The organism is Micromonospora sp. LOL_021, from assembly GCF_048060215.1.
Lineage (GTDB): Bacteria > Actinomycetota > Actinomycetes > Mycobacteriales > Micromonosporaceae > Micromonospora_E.
The window spans coordinates 1-18,527 of the sequence record NZ_JBHMIN010000011.1; the positions used below are offsets into that span (position 1 = coordinate 1).

Sequence of the window (18,527 nt, forward strand, 5' to 3'; positions counted from 1 at the left end):
CGTCGGTGATCTGCTCGACGGTGCCCCAGCCGGAGGAGGGGCGCTGCTGGAACAGGCCCCGTCGCTGGCGGCGGCAAGCCCAAACCCGTACGGAGATTGGAGAACGTCATGTGCCTCCTCCTCACAACAGTGGTCTGCGTGCTGGCCGGGCTGGTTGGCGTGGTGGGTGGGTTTGTGTTGTGCCGGTGTCGGCACCGGTGGTGTCCGGTGTGCGGGCAGACGTTGACCTGCCGGGACTGCACCGCCCCGATCGACCGAACCTGGGGCACCACGCCACCACCACCGGCTCCGCCGCAGTCGGGCCCACGCGGGCGGCGGTGGCGCACCCAGGCCCGGGTGCAGCGGCGGTGACCGGCCGCGACGACGTGCCGCATGTGCCCGTACGGCCGGTCTGGTCCTGTTCGGGGTGTGGGCCGCGGGTCGACTGGCCGTGCGGGTACGCGCGGGCCGAGTTGACCGCGAACCTGGACCCGATCTCCCACAGCATGTACGCGGCCGAGCGGATGGCCGAGGCGATCGCCGACCTGCCGGAGGAGGCGACGCCGGGGGACCTGTTCACCCGGTTCCTGGCGTGGACGAGGCGGGCCGGCCGGTGACCGTCTACCGCACCCGCACCCGCGACTGGTCGACCCCATCGTCGACACCGGCACCGCTGGCGGAGCCGGCCGTACCGTTGCCGCCCGCCGGTCGGCTCGCCGACGAACTGTTCCTGATCGCCCACGACGACGTCACCGGCCGACTGCGCGCCCCAGCCGGAGTCGTCGGGCGTGGGCTGGCCACCGCGATCCTCGCCGACCTGGCCCTCGCCAGCGCGGTCGCGGTCGCCGTGTCCGGCATGGTCGTCACCGGCACGGCCGCGCCGGGTGCCGTCGACCCGTGGGGGCGTACGGTGCTGCGCTGGATCGACACCGACACACCGCACCCACCGGCCGCCTGGATCGACCGGCTCGCCGGGCACGCGTACCGCAGTGTCGCCGACCGGCTCACGGCTGCCGGGCTGGTGCGGCCCCGCACGGTCCGCCGCTGGTGGCGTCGGGACACCGTCTACCCGCCGGTCGACACGAACGTCGCGGCCTGGCCGTGGGCGCGGTTGTCGATGCGGGTACGCCGCCGCACCCGTCTCAGCGTGCACGACAGCACGTTGGCCCGACTCTGTGTGGCAACCGGACTCGGCGGCCACATTCTCGGCGTGGACACGTTGACCGCCCGTCGGCAGCTGCGGCAGCTGCTCACGCCCGTACCACCGGGGGTCGATCAGCTGGTGCGGCATCTTGCCGCCACCGACGGATGGAGCCGGCACAGTCAGCATGACCGACGGAGCCGGCACGGCCGGCGGGGCCGGCGGTGACCGCGACCGCCGGCCCCGCCGGCCCAGGCGCATGCCTCGGGGCCAGACCCGTGAGTGCCTGGCCCCGAGGCGAGGGGTCAGTTCCGGAGACTCCACTGCTGGTTGGCGCCGCCCCAGCAGCTGTACAGCTGAATCATCGCCCCGTTACCGCTGCCGCCGGCATCGAGGCACAACCCTGACTGCGCGCTGGTGATGGTGCCGTTGGAGACGTTCCACTGCTGGTTCGCGCCGCCGTGGCAGTCATAGATGATCACGGGTGTGCCGTTGCTGGTTCCGCCACCTGAGGCGTCCAGGCACTTGCCGTTCACCGTCAGCTGCCTGCTCGAGGTCTGGGTGAACCGCTGGTTGGCGCCACCCCAGCAGTCGTACAACTGCAGCTGGGTGCCGTTGGTGGTGCTCGCGTTCGGGACGTCGAGACACCGGCCGGACTGCTGACCGACGATCATCTGGCCGGAACCGGACGGTGGGTTGGAGGGGTTTCCCGGGTTGCCGGGGTTGCCGCTGCCGCCTTCCCAGACGGTGATGTCGGAGCTTCCCTGGCTCTGGTAGCCCTCGGTCGCCATGACCTGGTAGGCCCAACTGCTGCCGAGGTTGAGGCCGGCACGTGCCCAGGCGTCGAAGTGGTTGGCGGTGGTGATGGTGCCGCCGGTGCGCTTCTGCTGGCGGACGCTCCAGTACTGGTAGAACGTCTGGGTCCCGTCGATCGACGGCGCGTTGACCCGCTGGCTGCGCAGAATGTCGTAGGTGCCGCCGTCGGTGGTCACCGAACCGAGCCGCTGCGCGCCGCTGCTCGGGTTGTAGCTGCCGAAGTTCTCGACGATGTAGTACTCGATCAGCGGGTTGCGGGTCCATCCGTACAGGGCGAGGTAGGTGTTGTTGTTGCCCGGGTTGTAGCTGCCCGAGTAGCTGATCGTCCGGCGGCTGCCGGTGGCCCAGCCCTTGCCGCCGACCCAGTTGTTGGTGCTTCTGCCCCAAGAGCTGGAGTACCGGCCGTTCTCGCGCAGCACCATGCAGGCGTCGCCGCTGTCTTTCCAGAACGAGAAGTAGAACCCGTTGTGGGTGCCGGTGGTGTTCGAGCAGACCTGCCGGTCGGCTTCGGCGTGGGCGGGGCTGGCCAGGAGCGCGGCGGTGCCGGTCGTGACCAACGCTACGGCGCAGGCACCGCTGATGAGCATTCTGCGGAGCCGGCCGCGTCGGCGGCTCTCAAGTTGCGGGGGGACGTTCTTCATTTCGCGTGCTTCTCCTTGTGCGAGGCGGCGCGAAGCAACCGGCGGGGGTGGGTGCGGTCGAGGGACGACCGCCACCACCCGCCGGTGCCGCGCCAGGGTGGACGGAACTGCAGGACCGCTGGCTGTGGGCGCGCCACTGCTGCTTCGGTGTCACCGTGACCCTTCGGGACTCGAGATGACAAGGCAGCATCTATATTTACCGGCATCGTTATCTGGCCCTACGGCATCAGTCAAGACTTCTTGCCCGACCGGCGCCACCGACCAGCCAGACCGACGCCGGCACCTGGTACGTGCGGTCAGTGCGGGTGTGCGCGGGGATGCGGGTGGCGACCTCGTCGCGGAACGCCTCGATGCGCGTGGTCACCTGCCGTCTGCCGTAGGTGTTCTCGATCCGGTCCGGGCGCGTCGCCGAGGTGGCGGTTGATGTGATCGCTCACCACGGCCCGGTCGTCGGCCTGGGTGGCACGTCACTCTAATTCATTTACACCGACCGATGTCAGCGTTAACATTGCTGACACCTTCGTGACGTCGCCCGGCATCCGCATCACGGGCTCCGACCGGACCCGACCCGACGGGACGGCCTGCAGGTCACCGGCCGCACCACCGGCCGCACGCCGGTGACAGCCGTCCCGCCTCCGGTGCCGGCTGCCCGACCGCCGTGGCGATGTCCATCCGCCACCGGTCGACACCGGTAGACAAGGAGTAGCACGTGTGGAAACCCAAGAAGTGGCTTACTGCGGTCCTGGGCGTGCTCGCGATGACGCTCGCGACGACCGTGGCGAGTGAAGGCGTGGCCCCCACCCCGGCACAGGCGCTGGACAACGGGGTGGCCCGTACGCCGCCGATGGGGTGGAACACCTGGAACACCTTCGGCTGCAACATCAACGAGACCCTGATCCGCCAGATGGCCGACGCCATCGTCAATCACGGGCTGCGCGATCTCGGCTACAAGTACGTCGTCGTCGACGACTGCTGGTTCAACCCGAACCGCGACGCGCAGGGCAACCTGCAGGCCCATCCGGAACGGTTCCCCAGCGGCATGAAGGCCCTCGGCGACTACCTGCACTCCCGTGGCCTGCTGTTCGGCATCTACCAGGTGCCGTTGGACCGGACCTGCGCCCAGTACTTCGGCTCGTTCCCCGGCGCCACCGGCAGCCTCAACCATGAATATCAGGACGCCCGGCAGTTCGCCGCCTGGGGCGTGGACTACCTCAAGTACGACTGGTGCTCGCCGACCGGCACCATCAACGACCAGGTGGCCCGGTTCAGCATCATGCGCGACGCGCTGGCCTCCACCGGCCGGCCAATCGTCTACAGCATCAACTCCAACAGCATCCACGAGAAGACCGGGCCGCAGCGCAACTGGAGCGACGTGGCCAACCTCTGGCGGACCACCGAGGACATCACCAACACGTGGGACAGCGGCCAGACCAACGGCTACCCGATGGGCGTCAAGAACATCGTCGACGTCAACGTGCCACTGGCTGGCTACGCCGGACCGGGCGGGTTCAACGACCCGGACATGATGGAGGTCGGCAACGGCGGCATGACCGACACCGAGATGCGCAGCCATTTCGCGCTTTGGGCGATCATGGCCGCCCCGCTGATGATGGGCAACGACCTGCGCTCGGCCAGCACGGCGACGCTGAACATCCTGCGCAACCAGAATCTGATCGCCATCAACCAGGACTCCCTCGGGCTGCAGGCGGTCCAGATCTCCAACGACGGCGCCCGGCGGGTGCTGGCCAAGCGGCTGGCCAACGGCGACGTCGCGGTCGCCCTGTTCAACCAGGGCAGCTCGACCACGACGGTCTCCACCACGGCGGCGGCGATCGGCAAGACCGGCTCTTCGTTCACCCTGCTGGACGCGTGGACCAACGGTACGTCGACCACTTCCGGCAACATCTCGGCGAGCGTCCCGGCGCACGGCACAGTGGTCTACCGGGTCAGCGGCGGCGGCACCGTCGACCCGCCGACCCCGACCACGTTCCGGCTGCGCAGCGAGTCGGCCGGCCGCTGCCTCGACCTGGACAACTCCAACACCGCCAACGGCACCGGGACGCTGATCTGGGACTGCCACGGCAACGCCAACCAGCAGATCACCCAGGACGGTCAGAGCCTGCGGGTCCTCGGTAAGTGCCTGGACATCCCGACCAACGCGACCAACGGCTCCAGGGTCGTGGTCTGGGACTGCCACGGCGGTGCCAACCAGCAGTGGACGCTCAACGGCAACGGCACGGTGAGCAGTGTCCAGTTCCCGTCGCTGTGCCTGGACGTGGACAGCAACGGGACGGCGAACGGCACCCCGGTGATCGTCTGGACCTGCCACGGCAACGCCAACCAGCGCTGGAGCCGCGCGTAGCCGACAGGCCCCCACCCACTCACCGCGTCACTGGGAGATCCTGATGCGTAGACCCAGATCCTTGTTCCGACCGGTCGGTGTCGCGGCGCTGCTGGTCGCGGCGCTCACCGTCACCACCGTGGGTGCGGCGCTCGGCGGGACCGCGTCGGCCGCCGATACCAGCGAGGCCGCGTCGGCCGGCACCGCCGCGTCGGGCGACGCCGTCGGCATCACCGCTGCGACGGCCGGTTGCGGCCGCGCGCCGGGGCTGGCCAGCGGCACCCGTACGATCCAGAGCGGCGGTCGGTCCCGCAGCTACATTCTGCGGCTGCCGGACAACTACCAGCAGAATCAGCCGTACCGCCTGGTCCTTGGTTTCCACTGGTGGGGCGGCACGGCGGTCGACGTCGACACCGGACAGACCGTGCAGCGGGACGTCTGGTCCTACTACGGGCTGCGTCGGCTGGCCAACAACAGCACCCGCCGCAGAACCCGCCGGAGCCGGCGGTGGGCAGCCTGACCCACCGCACCACCACGTACTCGGGTTGCCGGGCCGGTTACCCGGTGGTGTGGGCGGCGTTCGACGGCGGCCACATCGCCGCGCCGCAGGACGGTGCCCCCGGTGACAGCGGTACCCGGACCTGGCTGCCGGGGGAGACCTGGGACTTCTTCACCCAGTTCGGTGCCACGCCGGGTCCGGACCCGACGACTCCACCGCCGGGTCCGACCACCCCGCCGCCCGCGACCGGTGCGTGCATCGCGACGTACCAGACCATCGGCTCGTGGCCGGGCGGCTTCCAGGGCGAGGTCACCGTCCGGGCCGGTAGCGCGGCGATCAACGGCTGGACCACCCGGTGGACCCTCGCCGGTGGTCAGGGCATCAGCCAGAGCTGGAACGGCGCGCTGAGCGTCAGCGGGTCGATCGTGACCGTCCGTAACGTCGAGTACAACGGCCAACTGCCGGCCGACGGTACGGCGACCTTCGGGTTCCTCGGCACCGGCTCCGCGTCGAGCCCGACGGTGAGCTGCAGCAGCCCGTAACCGTACCGGGTCCTCGACCCGCTCCCCGCGACTGGCGGCGGATCCCTCACCTGTCGACGCGTCCCGCGCGTCCGACAGGCGGGTGGATCCGCCGCCAGTGGCATATGTGGGCTGCTGAGCTGGCGAAATAAGATAATTCAAGATCAACTTCAAGAAAATCAAGATCAAGATGTGGTACAGACGAGAAAAGTGAGGTACAAATGAGTGGCGAGCACATCGCCGAGATCAGGGGAGCCGAGCAGTGGACTGGCAGGAGTTGACCGACCTGACCCGCGGACAGCCGTTCGTGGTCGAGCGGGTGCGGCTGGCCGACAGCGGCGTCGCCGTCGAGGGCCAGTTCGAGCCGCCGCAGCTGGCCCAGCTCAGCGCCGACGACCAGGTCTTCGTCGCCGCGTTCGTCCGGTCGCACGGGTCGATCAAGGAGATGGAGCGGATCTTCGGGGTGAGCTACCCGACGGTCAAGTCCCGGCTCAACCGCATCGCCGAGCAGCTCGATTTCGTCGAGCAGCTCGACATCGCCGACACCGGCCCGACATCGGCCAGCGCCGAGGTCGTCGACCGGCTGCGCCGGGGCGAGATCACCGTCCGACAGGCGCTGGCCGAGCTGGACGGCCCCCGATGATCCCGCAGCTGGTGACGGTGCGCTGGCGTCAGAGCGACGGTCGCCGGCGGCGGCTGTGGATCCCGGTCCTACCGGTGCTGCTGATGCTGTCGCCACTGCTGGCGATCGCCCTGGCCGGCGGCCTGATCGCCTGCCTGATCCACCGGATCAGCCCGGCCGGTGCGCTGCGCGCCGCCGGAGGTCTGCTGTGGGCGCTGCCCGGCGCCCGCGTCGAGTTCGCGCAGGGCCGCACGGCCCTGCTCGTGATTGTCAGATGACAGCAAAGGAGAAGCCCGAGATGGACGAACAACGCCGCCAGATCCTGGAGATGCTGGCCGAAGGCAAGATCACCGCCGCCGAGGCCGAGCAGCTGATGGACGCCCTCGACCGGGAGCAGCCCGAGCCGTCGCCTGCCGGCGCAACCCGTCCGAAGGCCCGACCGAAGTACCTGCGGGTCGTCGTGGACTCGGCTGAGGGCTCCGGCGGTGACGGGCCGGGCCGGATCAACGTACGGGTCCCGTTGCAGCTGCTGCGCGCCGGTGTCCGGCTGACCAGCCTGATCCCGCCGCAGGCGCTCGCCCACGTCAACGCCGAGCTGGGCAAGTCGGGGGTGCCGATCGACCTCACCCAGCTCAAGCCGCAGCACATCGAGGATCTGGTCGAGCAGCTCGACGACCTCACCGTCGACGTCGACCAGCCCGACGCCAAGGTGAAGGTCTTCTGCGAATGACGTCGCCGCGACCGCGTCGGCTGCCCGCCCGGACCACGGGGCCGGGCGGGCAGCCGACGGTCACCGCGCCGTAGCCAGCAGGACCGCTTGGTCGTCGCGTTCGGCACCCTGGGCGCGGCGCAAGAGGCGGCACACCTCACGCAGGCCGGCCGCCTCGATCCAGGCGGCGACCTGGTCCGGGGTGACGAGGTGCCGCTCAAGCACGATGTCGTGGCCGAACCGGCGGTACGTCGCGGCGACGTCGCGCGTACCGTCGCCGGCCTGGAACCCGACGAGCAGTTGGCCTCCCGGGCGCAGCACCCTGGCGGCCTCGGCGAAGACGCGGCCCTGACCGGCCGGTGGCGTGTGGATCGTCGAATACCACAGCAGTACGCCGCCGAACAGCTCGTCTGGGAACGGGAGGTCGGCCAGCGAGCCGACGGCGAACGGCAGCGCTCGGTGGTCGCGGCGGGCCATGGCGATCATGCCTGGTGACAGGTCGACCCCGACCACTCGACAGTCCCGGTCGGCGAGATACCGGCTCATCCGACCCGCACCGCAGCCCGCGTCGAGCACCAGCGGGTCGACGCCTCAGCGGACCGCCTCGGCGAAGGTGTCGATCATGGCGAGATCCAGCGGTGCCTCAACGCGGGTGTCCGGCATGCGGGCCGCGTAGTCGCCGGCCACGGTGTCGTAGGCAAGCCGGACGCCCCGCAAGTCGGGCCGGGCAGGTGAGGTGGACACTGGCACGGTCAGGCCGTGCCGGCGAGGTACACCGCGCGACGCTGCGGCTCGAACTTCTCGATGGCGTACCGCAGCATCACCCTCGGCATGTCGCGTTGGTGCCGGGTCAGGAACGTCTCGGCCACCGTACGGTCGCGGTTGCCGACCTCGCGCAGCATCCAGCCGACGGCCTTGTGGATCAGGTCGTGCGGGTCGTGCAGCAGCCGCTCGGCCAGCCGCAACGTCCAGTCGAAGTCCCCGACCCGGATGAAGGCGAACGTCGCGATGATCGCGATCCGCCGGTCCCAGACCAGCTCGGAGGCGGCCAGCCGGTCCAGCACCGTCCGGTCGGTGTCCAACAGCCACGGCCCGACGATGTACGGGGCGCACGAGTCGACCAGGTCCCAGTTGTCGATCCGGTCCGTGTGGGCCAGCACGGTGTCGAAGATGGCGGCCCGCTGCCGCTGCCTGCCCTTGTCGAACATCCGGACCAGGATGAAGATCGCGGTCAGCCGCTCCTCGTGCACCTCGCTGGTCAGCAGCCGGGTCGTCTCGGCCAACGACAGGTCACGCCAGTACCGACCGGCCACCCGGCGCTGGTCCGGCACGGGTACGCCGAGCGCCCGGTCGCCCTCGCCGTACCCACCGGGTTGCATCTGCAGGAACCGGCGGGTCTGCTCGGCCCGCGCCGGGTCGGCGAGGTCGGCGAGTGCCCGGCGGACATCGTCACAGGTGGCCATCGACCGCCGAATCTACCGGTCAGTTGCTGTCGAGGAGTGCGGCGAGCCGGGCGGCGTCGGCCGGCCGGCCGGGGGCGGTGAACATGCCGTCCGGGTCGAGGTAGGCGTGGTGGGCCGGCGTACCGGGGCCGAACCGGCGGCTGTCAGCGAGGGCACCCGCGTCGTGGACGTCGTAGCCGAGGGTGTCGATGAGGGCGGCGACGGTGGCCTTCGCGGTGGGGTCGTCACCGGCGATGGCGATGGCGCTGCGGTCGGCGGCGCCGGCGGGCCGGCCGAGCGTGGCAGGTGTTTGAAGAAGATGTTGCTGAACGCCTTCACGACGAGCGACTCGGGCAGGTGGGCCTGGAGCAGTTCGCCGACGGTGGTGCGGTCGGCGTCGAGTTCGGGGAAGTTGCCGTCGCGCTGCGGGTAGTAGTTCATGGTGTCGATGACGACCGTGTCGCGTAGCGGCGCGACGGGGACATCGCGGTAAACCTCGAGTGGGATCGTCACCATGACGACGTCGCCGGCTCGGGCGGCCTCGCCGGGCGTCGCGGCACGAGCCTGCGGTCCGAGCTGGGTGACCAGGTCCCGCAGGGTGTCCGGTCCCCGGCTGTTGCTGAGGACGACGTCGTGTCCGGCGTCCACGGCCAGTCGCGCGAGCGTGCCGCCGATCTTGCCGCTGCCGATGAAACCGATCGTGCTCATGGTGGCTCCTGATTTGTCGGGAGCAGCGAGGGTCGGGTGACTCCCCGCTGGCTAGAGTGGGAACGGCCCATGTAGCGAAGGGGCTCCTTGACTTTAGCGCAGGAGTGCCTGCGTTTAGCAACCGTGTACCGCCGAGGGGACTGTGATGGCCGCCACCGAGCCAGAGCCGCGCATGACCGTGCGCCGGCCGCAGCGGGCCGACGCACGCCGCAACTTCGACGCCCTCCTGTCGGCCGCCCGCGAGGCGTTCGCCGCCGATGGCTCCGGGGCCTCCCTGGAGGGCATCGCCCGGCGCGCCGGCGTCAACATCGCCACCCTCTACCGCAACTTCCCGACCCGCCAGCACCTGTTCGAGGCCGCCTACCTCGACGAGGTGCAGACCCTGGCCCGGACCGCCGCCGACCTCGACCACCTCGACCCGTGGGACGCGCTGGAGAGCTGGCTGCGCCAGTTCGTCAGCTACGCCACGACCAAGAAGGCCGTGTACGACGCGATCGCCCACAACGAGGCGATGTTCGTCTCCGGCCGGGAGATCATCCACGCCGCCGGACGGCCGCTGCTCGAACGCGCCCAGCGCGCCGGCGCAGCCCGCGCCGACGTCACCTTCGACGATGTGCTCTTCCTGGTCAACGGCGTCAGCGGAGCCAACTTCGTGCAGGAGGCCCAGCGCGACCGGGTCCTGGCCATGGCCCTGGACGGCATCAGAGCGAGGGCCTGACCTGCGGCGCAGTCCTCAACGGGTGACGAAGTCGGCGACGAGGTCGGCGATTCCCACCGAGTCCTCGGCGATCATGGCGTGACTTGCGCCGTCGAGCGGCTGTACGCGTACCAACGGATTGTCGGCCGCGACGGCGCGCGACGTCTCGACCTGCCAGCGCCGGTACGCGGCGTAGAGCTCGGCGTACGGCTGCTGCTCTGGCAGGTCGGTGGTGGCGAGCACCAGCAGCAGCGGGCAGCGGGCCGCCCGGTGGACGGCCGGCAGGTCGAGTGAGTCCATCGCCGGGCGCAGCGAGGCCAGGGTCGCCGGCAGCGGTCGGAGCCAGGTCTCGCCGACCACGGTCGTCTCGTTGCGGGCGACCGCTTCGGTCCAGTCGGCGGCGGTGCCGCCGTGCCGCGTCAGGTCGGCGAGCTGGGCCTGGCGGATCGTGGCGAGCTGGCCCGGCGGGACCGGGCGGGCCATCGCCTCAGCCATCGTGGTGAACGCGGCGTGCAGCCGGTCCAGTTCGGCGGCGGCGTGCGCCGGGTCGAGACCGGGCAGCTGCTCGGGGCGGGTCGGCGCCGGGTTGCCGTCCAGGCTGACCACGCCGGGGCAGCTCGGGTGGCGGGTGGCCCAGAGCGCGCCGATCATGCCGCCGAGCGACGAGCCGGCCACCGCCGGGTCGGTCAGACCCAAGGTGTCGACGACGGCGTCGAGCCCGTCGAGCACCGCGTCCCACTCCCAGGCCGGCAGTTCACCGGAGTGGCCGTGGCCGGGCAGGTCGACGGTGACCACCCGGTGCCGGTCGGCGAGGTGCCCGGCGAGCACCGACAGCCAGGCGAGGTTGCCGCCGGCGCCGTGCAGCAGCATCAGCGGCGGTTGGTCGCCGCCGGTGTCCCGTACGGCGATCGTGGTGTGTCCGGTGTTGACGATGTGGTCGACGGTGGCCGGTGCGGGTGCCATGTCAGCTCCTCGTGGCGGGTGGGGCCGGCTGGGTGCGGAGCCGGTCGCGGATCGAGTCCGAGGTGACGCCACCGTCCGGGTGGCGGTCGAGCTTGCCGCGTCGGACCAGGTCGTGTACGCCCTGGCGGCTGATGCCGAGCATCGCCCCGGCGACCGGCAGCGAGACGCCGGCCGCCGCCGGGTGGCCGAACCGGGCGGCGACGACCTGGCCGAGCGGGGTGCGCCACCACGCGACGGGCGGGTCGAACGGCCCGTCGCCGGGGTGCAGGCTGCTGTAGAGCCGGATAGCCGTGTGCAGCGCGGCGGGGTCGTCGCCGTCGAGCAGTGCGGTGGCGAGGGCGCCCGCCCGGTGGTGAGCGCGGCCGCGCAGGTCGTCGAGCGGGTCGTCGAGCAGGATCTCCAGCGGGTCGACCAGCCTGATGTCGATCTGTCGCACCAGGTGGTCGGCGAGTTCGGCGTGGGTCGGTACGGCCACGACGGCACCGTCTTGACGGCCATCGTCAAGTACTTGACGATGGCCGTCAAGTGAGCACGACGAGTTGCCCGGTGGCCCGGGTCATCGCCACGTACCGGTCGACCGCGCCGGTGACCCCGTCGCCGAACGACGCCGGGTCGACCACCACCACCAGGTCGAACTCGAGCCCCTTGGCCAGCTCCGGAGTCAGCGACCGGACCCGGGGCGTCGCCGGCAGGGCGGCGACATCGACCGGCGGTACGCCGATCACGCATACCGTGCCGTCGACGTGGTCGGCCAGCCAGCCGTCCAGGATCTGCCGCAGGTCGGCGACCGGCCGCTGCGTGACCGGGACGCCACCGTGTCGGATCGAGGTCGGCACGTTGGCATCCGGCAGCGCGGCGCGGATCACCGGTTCGGCGTACGCCATGATCTCGGCCGGCGTCCGGTAGTTGACCGTCAGGGTGGCGACGTCGCTCCGATCCAGGCCGACCCGGGCGAGCCGGTCCGGCCACGACTCGGTGAAGCCGTGCCGGGCCTGGGCGCGGTCACCGACGATGGTGAAACTGCGCGACGGGCAGCGGCGCAGCAGCATCTGCCACTGAGCGTCGGTCAACTCCTGCGCCTCGTCGACCACGATGTGCGCGAACGGGCCGGCCAACGCGTCCGGGTCGGCGTCCGGCCCGCCCGTCTCGTCGATCAGCGTTTCCTGCAGATCCTGGTGGCGCAGCATCGCCAGGACGCCTTCGCCGTCGTCGTAGCTGTGCGCGTCGAGCAGGTCGTCGATCACCCGGGCCCGGTGGACCCGTTCGACGGTCACCGCCGCCCGGTGCCGCCGCTCGCGGTCGGACGCCTGCGCGTCGCCGAGGCGCAGCCGGGCCGCGTCCAGCAGCGGCAGGTCTTCGACCGTCCAGGCCCGTGCGTCGGCGCGCTGCAGCGTACGGATATCGGCCGGGTCGAGCCACGGCGCGCACCGGCGCAGGTAGGCCGGGACCGACCACAGATCGGCGACGATGTCGGCCGGGTCGAGCAGCGGCCAGGCCCGGTTGACCGCCGTACGCAGCGACCGGTTCTGTTCCAGTGCGGCGCGGACCTGGTCTTCCGGCTCGTCGCCGTCGTAGCGGCCGACCAGGATGGTCAGCAGTCCGTCCATGATCTGCTCACGGGCCTCGTTGTGCGGCACGCCCGGCCCGGGTGCGGCGAACGCGTCCGCCCAGTCGTCGGGAGTGAGGGTCAGCTCGGTCCAACCGGTGGCCACCGTCATCGCGGTCTGCGGCGGCTCCTCGTAGAACCGGACGGCCGCCTCGACCGCCGCCTCCCACCGCGCCGACGACTTCAGCCGGGCCACCTCAGGGTCGGGTTCGGCCGCTGCGCCTGCACCCTCGGCGACCAGGCCGGCCAGGGTGCAGGTCTGCACGTCGTCCTCGCCGAGGTTGGGCAGGACGTCGGCGACGTACGCCAGATAGGGCTGGTGCGGTCCGACGAACAGCACCCCGCCGCGACGCTGGCCGAGTCGGGGGTCGTGGTAGCGCAGGTACGCGGTGCGGTGCAGGGCGACGACCGTCTTGCCGGTGCCGGGTCCGCCGTCGACGACGAGGGCACCTGACGAACCGGCACGGATGATGGCGTCCTGGTCGGCGGCGATGGTGGCCAGCACGTTGCGCATCTGGTCCGACCGGTGCCCGCCGAGGCTGGCGATGAAGGCGGACTGCTCGTCGAGGGCGACGTGCCCGTCGAGCGCGTCGGCGCTGAACACCTCGTCCCAGTAGTCGCTGATCCGGCCCATCGTCCAGTGGTAACGCCGACGGCTGGCCAGGCCCATCGGGTTGCCGTGGGTGGCGCCGAAGAACGGCTCGGCGGCGGGGGAGCGCCAGTCGAGCAGCAGTTGACGGCCGGTGTCGTCGGTCAGCCCCTGCCGTCCGACGTACACCGTCTCGCCCCCGCCCCCGCCGCCGTCGGGGACCATCCGGCCGAGACACAGGTCGAGGCCGAACCGGCGCAGCGCCCGCAGCCGTACGGTGAGCCGACGGACCTCCTGGTCGCGGTCCACCGCCCGCTGGCCCCCGCCGGCCGGTGCCTTCCGGGCCGCGTCGAGCCGCTCCGAAAGGTCGGTGGCCAGCTGGTCGAGGCGGTGTGCGACGGCCGCGAAATGCCGTTCGTCGTCGGCGATCAGTTTAGGGTCGGCCTTGGCGTGCGGCCGGTCGGGGAGATCGAAAGCGCTGGTGGTCAGCGGGCGCACCTCGATCAGCTCCATTCTCGGGTCGGCGGAAAAGCGCAGCGTCCAGTGGCCGGCAAGAAATGCCGGAGAACTGGAGTAGGAACGCGATTGTGCGCTACGACCCGGGTCTTGCCGCAAGACCCCCTATGCGTTATATGTTGATACTGGCGGCAGTGAAGCTCAATGAAAGCTCCGACCCATCGGCCGCTTCGGTGGTGACGGCGCAATGTTCCTACTGCGGGTAGCATCGGCGAATGGCTGTCGAACCGTTCCCGCCGAGCGCGGGTGACCCTTCGGATCGCCTGCGTCTGATCCTCCCGGAGATCCTGGCGGCGATCCGTGACCCTGGGGCGGCGTCGCCTGACCTGCTGGCTGAGTTGGAAGCAGCCGTCGTGGGCGAGGCGTCCGGCGCTGGCCGCAGGCTCCGGCTGGTCGGCCGCGCACGCAAGGTGAGTGTGTCGATGCCGGAGGATCTCACTATCGCCGTGCAGCAGCGGGTGGGCCGGGGGGAGTTCAGCCAGTACGTGACCGAAGCGGTCGCACGACAACTTGAGTTGGATCTCATCGGGGAGCTTTCGGATCTCCTCCGCTCGGAGCATGGACCTGTGCCACCTGACGCGTTGGACGAAGCAAGGGCGTCATGGCCAGACGGGCGGTAGGAACAGGTGGCACGCTGGTACTCCACAGCGAAAGGCCTCGTCAAGCTCGCACAGGGCGACAACAAGTCGCGGGCTTTCCTGGAAGCGGCCCGGGAACGCGGCGCCAGAGTCGTGACGAGTGCCGTCACGCTGACGGAGGTCCTTCGAGGTGGGCCGCGTGATGCCCGCCTCCACCGGGTGCTGTCGAGGATCGTGGTACAGCCGGTGAGCCCGCAGATCGGCAGGCGGGCAGGTGAAGTTCTCGCAGCGACCGGGCTGTCGGGGCACCGCTGTGCCATCGACGCGGTGGTTGCCGTTACCGCTTTGGAGATGCCGCGTCCCGTCGTGCTGCTGACCAGCGACCCAGACGACATGAACCGCCTCGTCGAGGAGCTGGACCGGCCGAAGGAGCAGCGAGTCGTGGTGGTGCACGTCTGACGGCTCACGTCGCGTCGCGGATAGATCACCTGGGCTCCGCGCGCCGAGGCGTCGCGCCGGTGGCGAAGTCAGCGGGCCACGGTCAGGCCGGGCATGACCGCCGTCAGGGTCCCGATGTCGTCCTGGTCAGGTTCGGGCCGGCCGCCAGACAGCCGATGCCGCCCAGCACGGCCACCCCGGCCAGCAGCAGCATCGCGGCGCGGGCCGCCCCGACGGTGACGACCTCGCCGATCTGGCTGTGCAGCAGGGTGCCGACGGCCGCGGCGCCCAGCATCGAACCGATCTGCAACGAGGTGATCAGCACCCCGGAAGCAGCGCCGGCCTGCTGCTGCTCGACATCGGACAACGCGACCACCGCCAGCGGGGTGAACAGGAACGCGTTGCCGACACCGATGACGCACATCGGGGCGACGAACGCCGTCCACGTCGCACCGTCGCGCATCTCGATTGCCGCCCACGCCATGCCGGCGACAGTGGCCGCCGCCCCGACCAGCAGCAGGTAGCGGCCCTGAACCCGGTCGGCGAGCTTGCCGGCCACCGGGTCGAGCAGGGTGGAGAACAGCGACGCCGGCACGATCATCAGCCCGGCGGCCCAGGCGTCGAGACCGAGCACCTGCTGGAAGTACAGCGACAGCACCAGCACCAGGCCGATGACGGTGCCGGAGGTGGTCAGCGAGAAGCCGTTCATCAGCGGGAAGTTGCGTCGCCGGAACAGGGTGAACGGCACCAGCGGCTCCCGGTCCTGGCGGCGGCGCTGCTGCGCGAGGAAGGCCACCACGAACAGCCCGGACACGCCGAGCGTCGCCCAGATGCCGGCGTTCCAGCCGTACCGTTCGCCCTGGCTGATGCCGAACGCCAGGCAGAACAGCGCCGCCGAGGCCAGCACCACGCCGGTCACGTCGAGCCGGCGGCGGACCCGGTCGGCGACCTCGGGCAACACCAGCCGGCCGACCACGAGCATCAGTAACCCGAGCGGTACGTTCAGCCAGAAGATCCACCGCCAGTCGAGGGTGCTGACCAGCACCCCGCCGGCGGCGGGTCCGCTGATCGCGGCGATCCCGCCGACCGCGCCCCGGATGCCGAACGCCGTGCCCCGGCGGTCCGGCGGAAAGGCCTCCATCAGCAGGGCGAGGGTCTGCGGGGTGAGCAGCGCCGCGCCGAGACCCTGCACCGCGCGGGCGGCGATCAGCTGGCCGGGCCCCTGCGCCAGGCCCGCCGCGACACTGGCGGCGGTGAAGAGGGCGACCCCGATCAGGAAGACCCGTCGGCGGCCGTAGAGGTCGCCGAGCCGGCCGGCGGTGATCAGGGCCATCGCCAGCAGGAAGATGTAGGCGCTCAGCGACCACACCACCTGGTCGGCCGACGCGTCGAGGTCGGCCATGATGCTGGGCACCGCGACGGCGAGCACCGCGACGTCGAGCTGGGTGAGGAAGTACGCCAGCGACAGCACGGCCAGCACCGCCCACGGGTTGCCGCGCAGTTTCGTCAGCAGCTTCGGCTCGCTCACGGTCGTCATCCGGTCGGCTCCAGCCAGATCATCGGCGGGATCTTGTTGGTGCGGTCCACCCGGCGCAGCCGCGGCACCTGCTCGACGGCGACCGCTGTGGGATGGTGCTGGACGATGACGCCCAGGTCGTAGAACTGGTGCAGCAGCCGGGTGCGTACCGCCGCCGGGTCGGCGTCTCCGGTGTAGTGCACGGTCACCGCGCTGACCGAGTGGCGCTCGCCGACGGCCCGCCGCAGCAGCAGCTGTGCGTCGCGTACCCCTGGCGCGGCGCGGACGATGTCCAGCACCATGCCGATGCCGACCAGCGCGCCGTGCAGCTTGATCGCGTCGTCGGCGCGGCCCAGCACCCGCAGCGCGTCCGGTCGGCCGCAGGCGCAGGTCGCCGCCGCGACCCGGTCACCGAGGCGGTACCGCACGGTCGGCACGGTCCAGCCGTCACCCACTCTGGACAGCAGGGCGCCGGCGTCGTCGAGCTCGAGCACCTGGTCGGGCATCAGGTGCAGCACCGAGGTGTCGCACGCCGGGGTGTTCGTGGCGATGACGTACGTCTCGACCGAGCCGTAGTTGCCCCAGAGCTGGACCTGCGGGAACGCCTTCCGCACGATCGCGGCCTTCTCCTCGGTCCACGGCTCGGCCATCCAGATGATCTTCTCGATTGGGGTGGCCGCGCCCGCGTCCAGCACGCCCCGGGCCAGGTCGGCCAGGGCCGTCGGGGTGCCGGCGACCGCGTTGACGCCGAGTCGGCGCAGGGTCGGCAGCCAGCCGTCGACCTCCTCCGGGATGATCGGGCCGAACGGTGCCACGTCGGCGCCGCAGCGCTGCGCCAGGGCCTGCATGTAGTAGTGCGACGCCCACAGCCGGCCGGGGGTGAACAGGTTGAGCAGCAGGTCGCCGCCGACCAGCGGTCGCCACTGCCGCAGCAGCCGGTCGATGGCCTGGTGGTACGCGACGTAGGTGAGCTTGGGCTGCCCGGTGGTGCCGCCGCTGGACAGCAGCAGCGCACCGGTCCGCCGGGTCACCGCGTGGGAGACGGCGAAGATCTCGTCCGGTCCGGTGACCGGCAGGTCGGCGAGCCCGGTGACGGTGTCCGGCACGGCGCCGCCGCTGACGGCGGCATTGCGTCGGGCCTGGTCGCGAAGCACGTCCCAGGGCACCGCGCCGATCATCCGGGCCGCCGCATCGCCGGCTCCGCCCGCGGTTGGACCTGCCACCGGGCGAACCCGGCCAGGTACGCCTCGAACCGGGCCCGCACGATCGCCCGGGCGGCGGCGTCCTGCTCGGGAATGCCGTTGAACGCGACCGCGCCGTCGAGTTCGATCTCCGACACCCAGTGCCGCTCGCCGTCGAAGAGGAAGTCCAGAGTGAAGTACGGCGTGGGCAGCCGTTCGGCGACGTAGGCGACGGTGCCGGCGAGCTCCGGCGGCAGGGCCGAGTAGCCGCGTTCGTGCCGGCCGCCGCTGGCCTTGGTGACCGACAGGCAGTAGCCGTCCTTGTAGCCGTACAGCACGGTGTGTGCCTGCCCGTCGACCACATACACCCGCTGTTCGCGTACCACCTTGAGGTAGGGCTGGGCGACCAGCGCGGTGTCCGAGCCACCGGCGAGTCCGATGAGACCTTTCAGGTCGTGCATGTTGTGTACCACCGAGATACCCAGGCCCATGCCCCAGTAGGCGGGTTTGACGATCATCGGGAACGGCAGCGCGGCGAGCGCGGCGTCGCTGCGACCGGCCATCGCCTCCCGGCCGCTGCCCACCCGGATCGTCGGCAGCAGCGGGATCGGACTGCCGGCCAGGTGCACCACGCTGGCCAGCTTGTCCTCGCCGATGTAGGACAGCGCCGGTGGGATCGGCAGGTAGAAGCCGAGCCGCTCCAGGATGGTGAACAGGAACACCTGGTTGCACACATCCTGGGTCTGGTGCGGCAGGGAGTACAGCGAGGTGACGAAGATGGTGTCGGCCGGGGTGACCGGCGCACCGTTGAGCCAGACCTTGGGCTGGCCCGGGTCGGTCGCGTCGACCGCGACCTCCTCGGGCTTGTTCACCGTGAACTCCAGGCCCAGGTCGGCGGCGATTTCCTGGTACGGCCCCCAGACCGCGTCCTGCTCGGCCTGCCGTAGCCAGGCGGTGCCCCGGTCGGGGTAGATCCAGCTGAGGCGCCGCGCCGTACTGGGCGCGGCCGTGCGATCGGTCAATG

At 70.9% G+C, this 18,527-nt stretch carries 23 protein-coding genes; 11 read left to right on the forward strand and 12 right to left on the reverse strand.

From position 1 onward, the window contains the following. The first annotated feature begins 209 nt into the window (after nt 1-209). Both ACFHWT_RS09870 and ACFHWT_RS09875 read left to right on the forward strand, forming a co-directional pair. The gene (locus ACFHWT_RS09870) at nt 210-596 is read left to right on the forward strand and encodes a hypothetical protein (protein WP_416594307.1); all 387 of its coding nucleotides are present in this window, start codon (nt 210-212) and stop codon (nt 594-596) included. Continuing rightward, nucleotides 593-1,348, forward strand: coding sequence for a GOLPH3/VPS74 family protein (locus ACFHWT_RS09875; protein ID WP_416594308.1), 756 nt, complete (start codon nt 593-595; stop codon nt 1,346-1,348). Before ACFHWT_RS09870 ends, ACFHWT_RS09875 begins: the two co-directional genes overlap by 4 nt. 77 nt (nt 1,349-1,425) lie before the next feature. Here ACFHWT_RS09875 and ACFHWT_RS09880 read toward each other — a convergent pair whose 3' ends face one another. Continuing rightward, complete coding sequence (locus ACFHWT_RS09880; RefSeq protein WP_416594309.1) at nt 1,426-2,577, reverse strand: glycoside hydrolase family 11 protein; 1,152 nt, start codon at nt 2,575-2,577, stop codon at nt 1,426-1,428. Nucleotides 2,578-2,803: 226 nt separating this feature from the next. Next, nucleotides 2,804-2,941 (reverse strand): hypothetical protein, encoded by a 138-nt coding sequence (locus ACFHWT_RS09885; protein WP_416594310.1) that lies wholly within the window; start codon nt 2,939-2,941, stop codon nt 2,804-2,806. A 393-nt stretch (nt 2,942-3,334) separates the two neighbouring features. Here ACFHWT_RS09885 and ACFHWT_RS09890 point away from each other — a divergent pair, with 393 nt between their 5' ends. The 6 genes from ACFHWT_RS09890 to ACFHWT_RS09915 all read left to right on the forward strand — a co-directional run bounded on the left by ACFHWT_RS09890 (nt 3,335) and on the right by ACFHWT_RS09915 (nt 7,290). Then, on the forward strand, nt 3,335-4,939 hold the full coding sequence (locus ACFHWT_RS09890) for a glycoside hydrolase family 27 protein (RefSeq protein ID WP_416594413.1): 1,605 nt from the start codon (nt 3,335-3,337) through the stop codon (nt 4,937-4,939). A 43-nt stretch (nt 4,940-4,982) separates the two neighbouring features. Then, nucleotides 4,983-5,438 (forward strand): hypothetical protein, encoded by a 456-nt coding sequence (locus ACFHWT_RS09895; RefSeq protein ID WP_416594311.1) that lies wholly within the window; start codon nt 4,983-4,985, stop codon nt 5,436-5,438. After that, on the forward strand, nt 5,426-5,959 hold the full coding sequence (locus tag ACFHWT_RS09900; protein WP_416594312.1) for a cellulose binding domain-containing protein: 534 nt from the start codon (nt 5,426-5,428) through the stop codon (nt 5,957-5,959). The genes ACFHWT_RS09895 and ACFHWT_RS09900 overlap by 13 nt, the downstream gene beginning before the upstream one ends. A 241-nt stretch (nt 5,960-6,200) precedes the next feature. After that, nucleotides 6,201-6,581: a DUF2089 domain-containing protein gene (locus tag ACFHWT_RS09905; protein WP_416594313.1), complete on the forward strand. Its 381-nt coding sequence runs from the start codon at nt 6,201-6,203 to the stop codon at nt 6,579-6,581. Further along, a complete protein-coding gene (locus tag ACFHWT_RS09910; RefSeq protein WP_416594314.1) occupies nt 6,578-6,838 on the forward strand; it encodes a hypothetical protein in 261 nt (86 codons plus the stop codon). The genes ACFHWT_RS09905 and ACFHWT_RS09910 overlap by 4 nt, the downstream gene beginning before the upstream one ends. Nucleotides 6,839-6,858: 20 nt before the next feature. Next, nucleotides 6,859-7,290: an SHOCT-like domain-containing protein gene (locus ACFHWT_RS09915; RefSeq protein WP_416594315.1), complete on the forward strand. Its 432-nt coding sequence runs from the start codon at nt 6,859-6,861 to the stop codon at nt 7,288-7,290. A gap of 60 nt (nt 7,291-7,350) precedes the next feature. Here the strand turns inward: ACFHWT_RS09915 and ACFHWT_RS09920 are convergent, their stop codons facing one another. The 4 genes from ACFHWT_RS09920 to ACFHWT_RS09935 are packed head-to-tail and all read right to left on the reverse strand — an operon-like array spanning nt 7,351 to nt 9,419. Next, nucleotides 7,351-7,845 (reverse strand): class I SAM-dependent methyltransferase, encoded by a 495-nt coding sequence (locus ACFHWT_RS09920; RefSeq protein WP_416594316.1) that lies wholly within the window; start codon nt 7,843-7,845, stop codon nt 7,351-7,353. Nucleotides 7,846-7,860: 15 nt separating this feature from the next. After that, complete coding sequence (locus ACFHWT_RS09925; protein ID WP_416594317.1) at nt 7,861-8,019, reverse strand: hypothetical protein; 159 nt, start codon at nt 8,017-8,019, stop codon at nt 7,861-7,863. Nucleotides 8,020-8,021: 2 nt separating this feature from the next. Beyond that, on the reverse strand, nt 8,022-8,732 hold the full coding sequence (locus ACFHWT_RS09930; protein WP_416594318.1) for a DNA alkylation repair protein: 711 nt from the start codon (nt 8,730-8,732) through the stop codon (nt 8,022-8,024). Between the two features lie 12 nt (nt 8,733-8,744). After that, a complete protein-coding gene (locus ACFHWT_RS09935) occupies nt 8,745-9,419 on the reverse strand; it encodes an NADPH-dependent F420 reductase (protein ID WP_416594319.1) in 675 nt (224 codons plus the stop codon). A 145-nt stretch (nt 9,420-9,564) separates the two neighbouring features. Here ACFHWT_RS09935 and ACFHWT_RS09940 point away from each other — a divergent pair, with 145 nt between their 5' ends. After that, entirely contained in the window at nt 9,565-10,137 is a 573-nt protein-coding gene (locus ACFHWT_RS09940) for a TetR/AcrR family transcriptional regulator (protein WP_416594320.1), read from the forward strand. 15 nt (nt 10,138-10,152) lie between these two features. On the opposite strand, the gene ACFHWT_RS09945 is transcribed toward ACFHWT_RS09940, so the two are convergent. From ACFHWT_RS09945 to helR, 3 genes are read right to left on the reverse strand one after another with little or no spacing between them, the layout of a single operon-like run. Further along, nucleotides 10,153-11,079 carry an alpha/beta fold hydrolase gene (locus ACFHWT_RS09945; RefSeq protein ID WP_416594321.1) on the reverse strand — a complete coding sequence of 309 codons (927 nt, stop codon included), beginning with the start codon at nt 11,077-11,079 and terminating at the stop codon, nt 10,153-10,155. 1 nt (nt 11,080) lies between these two features. Then, a complete protein-coding gene (locus ACFHWT_RS09950; protein ID WP_416594322.1) occupies nt 11,081-11,554 on the reverse strand; it encodes a hypothetical protein in 474 nt (157 codons plus the stop codon). 46 nt (nt 11,555-11,600) lie between these two features. Beyond that, complete coding sequence (helR, locus tag ACFHWT_RS09955) at nt 11,601-13,787, reverse strand: RNA polymerase recycling motor ATPase HelR (RefSeq protein ID WP_416594323.1); 2,187 nt, start codon at nt 13,785-13,787, stop codon at nt 11,601-11,603. A 218-nt stretch (nt 13,788-14,005) separates the two neighbouring features. Here helR and ACFHWT_RS09960 point away from each other — a divergent pair, with 218 nt between their 5' ends. Beyond that, nucleotides 14,006-14,410: a hypothetical protein gene (locus tag ACFHWT_RS09960; RefSeq protein WP_416594324.1), complete on the forward strand. Its 405-nt coding sequence runs from the start codon at nt 14,006-14,008 to the stop codon at nt 14,408-14,410. A gap of 6 nt (nt 14,411-14,416) precedes the next feature. Then, on the forward strand, nt 14,417-14,827 hold the full coding sequence (locus ACFHWT_RS09965) for a type II toxin-antitoxin system VapC family toxin (protein ID WP_416594325.1): 411 nt from the start codon (nt 14,417-14,419) through the stop codon (nt 14,825-14,827). A 103-nt stretch (nt 14,828-14,930) separates the two neighbouring features. Here the strand turns inward: ACFHWT_RS09965 and ACFHWT_RS09970 are convergent, their stop codons facing one another. Genes ACFHWT_RS09970 through ACFHWT_RS09980 form a run of 3 tightly spaced genes read right to left on the reverse strand, consistent with a single transcriptional unit; the run spans nt 14,931 to nt 18,525 of the window. Then, nucleotides 14,931-16,334 (reverse strand): DHA2 family efflux MFS transporter permease subunit, encoded by a 1,404-nt coding sequence (locus ACFHWT_RS09970; RefSeq protein WP_416594326.1) that lies wholly within the window; start codon nt 16,332-16,334, stop codon nt 14,931-14,933. A 5-nt stretch (nt 16,335-16,339) separates the two neighbouring features. Beyond that, on the reverse strand, nt 16,340-17,545 hold the full coding sequence (locus ACFHWT_RS09975; protein ID WP_416594327.1) for an AMP-binding protein: 1,206 nt from the start codon (nt 17,543-17,545) through the stop codon (nt 16,340-16,342). Next, complete coding sequence (locus ACFHWT_RS09980; RefSeq protein ID WP_416594328.1) at nt 17,497-18,525, reverse strand: ATP-grasp domain-containing protein; 1,029 nt, start codon at nt 18,523-18,525, stop codon at nt 17,497-17,499. The genes ACFHWT_RS09975 and ACFHWT_RS09980 overlap by 49 nt, the downstream gene beginning before the upstream one ends. Nucleotides 18,526-18,527: the final 2 nt, after the last annotated feature.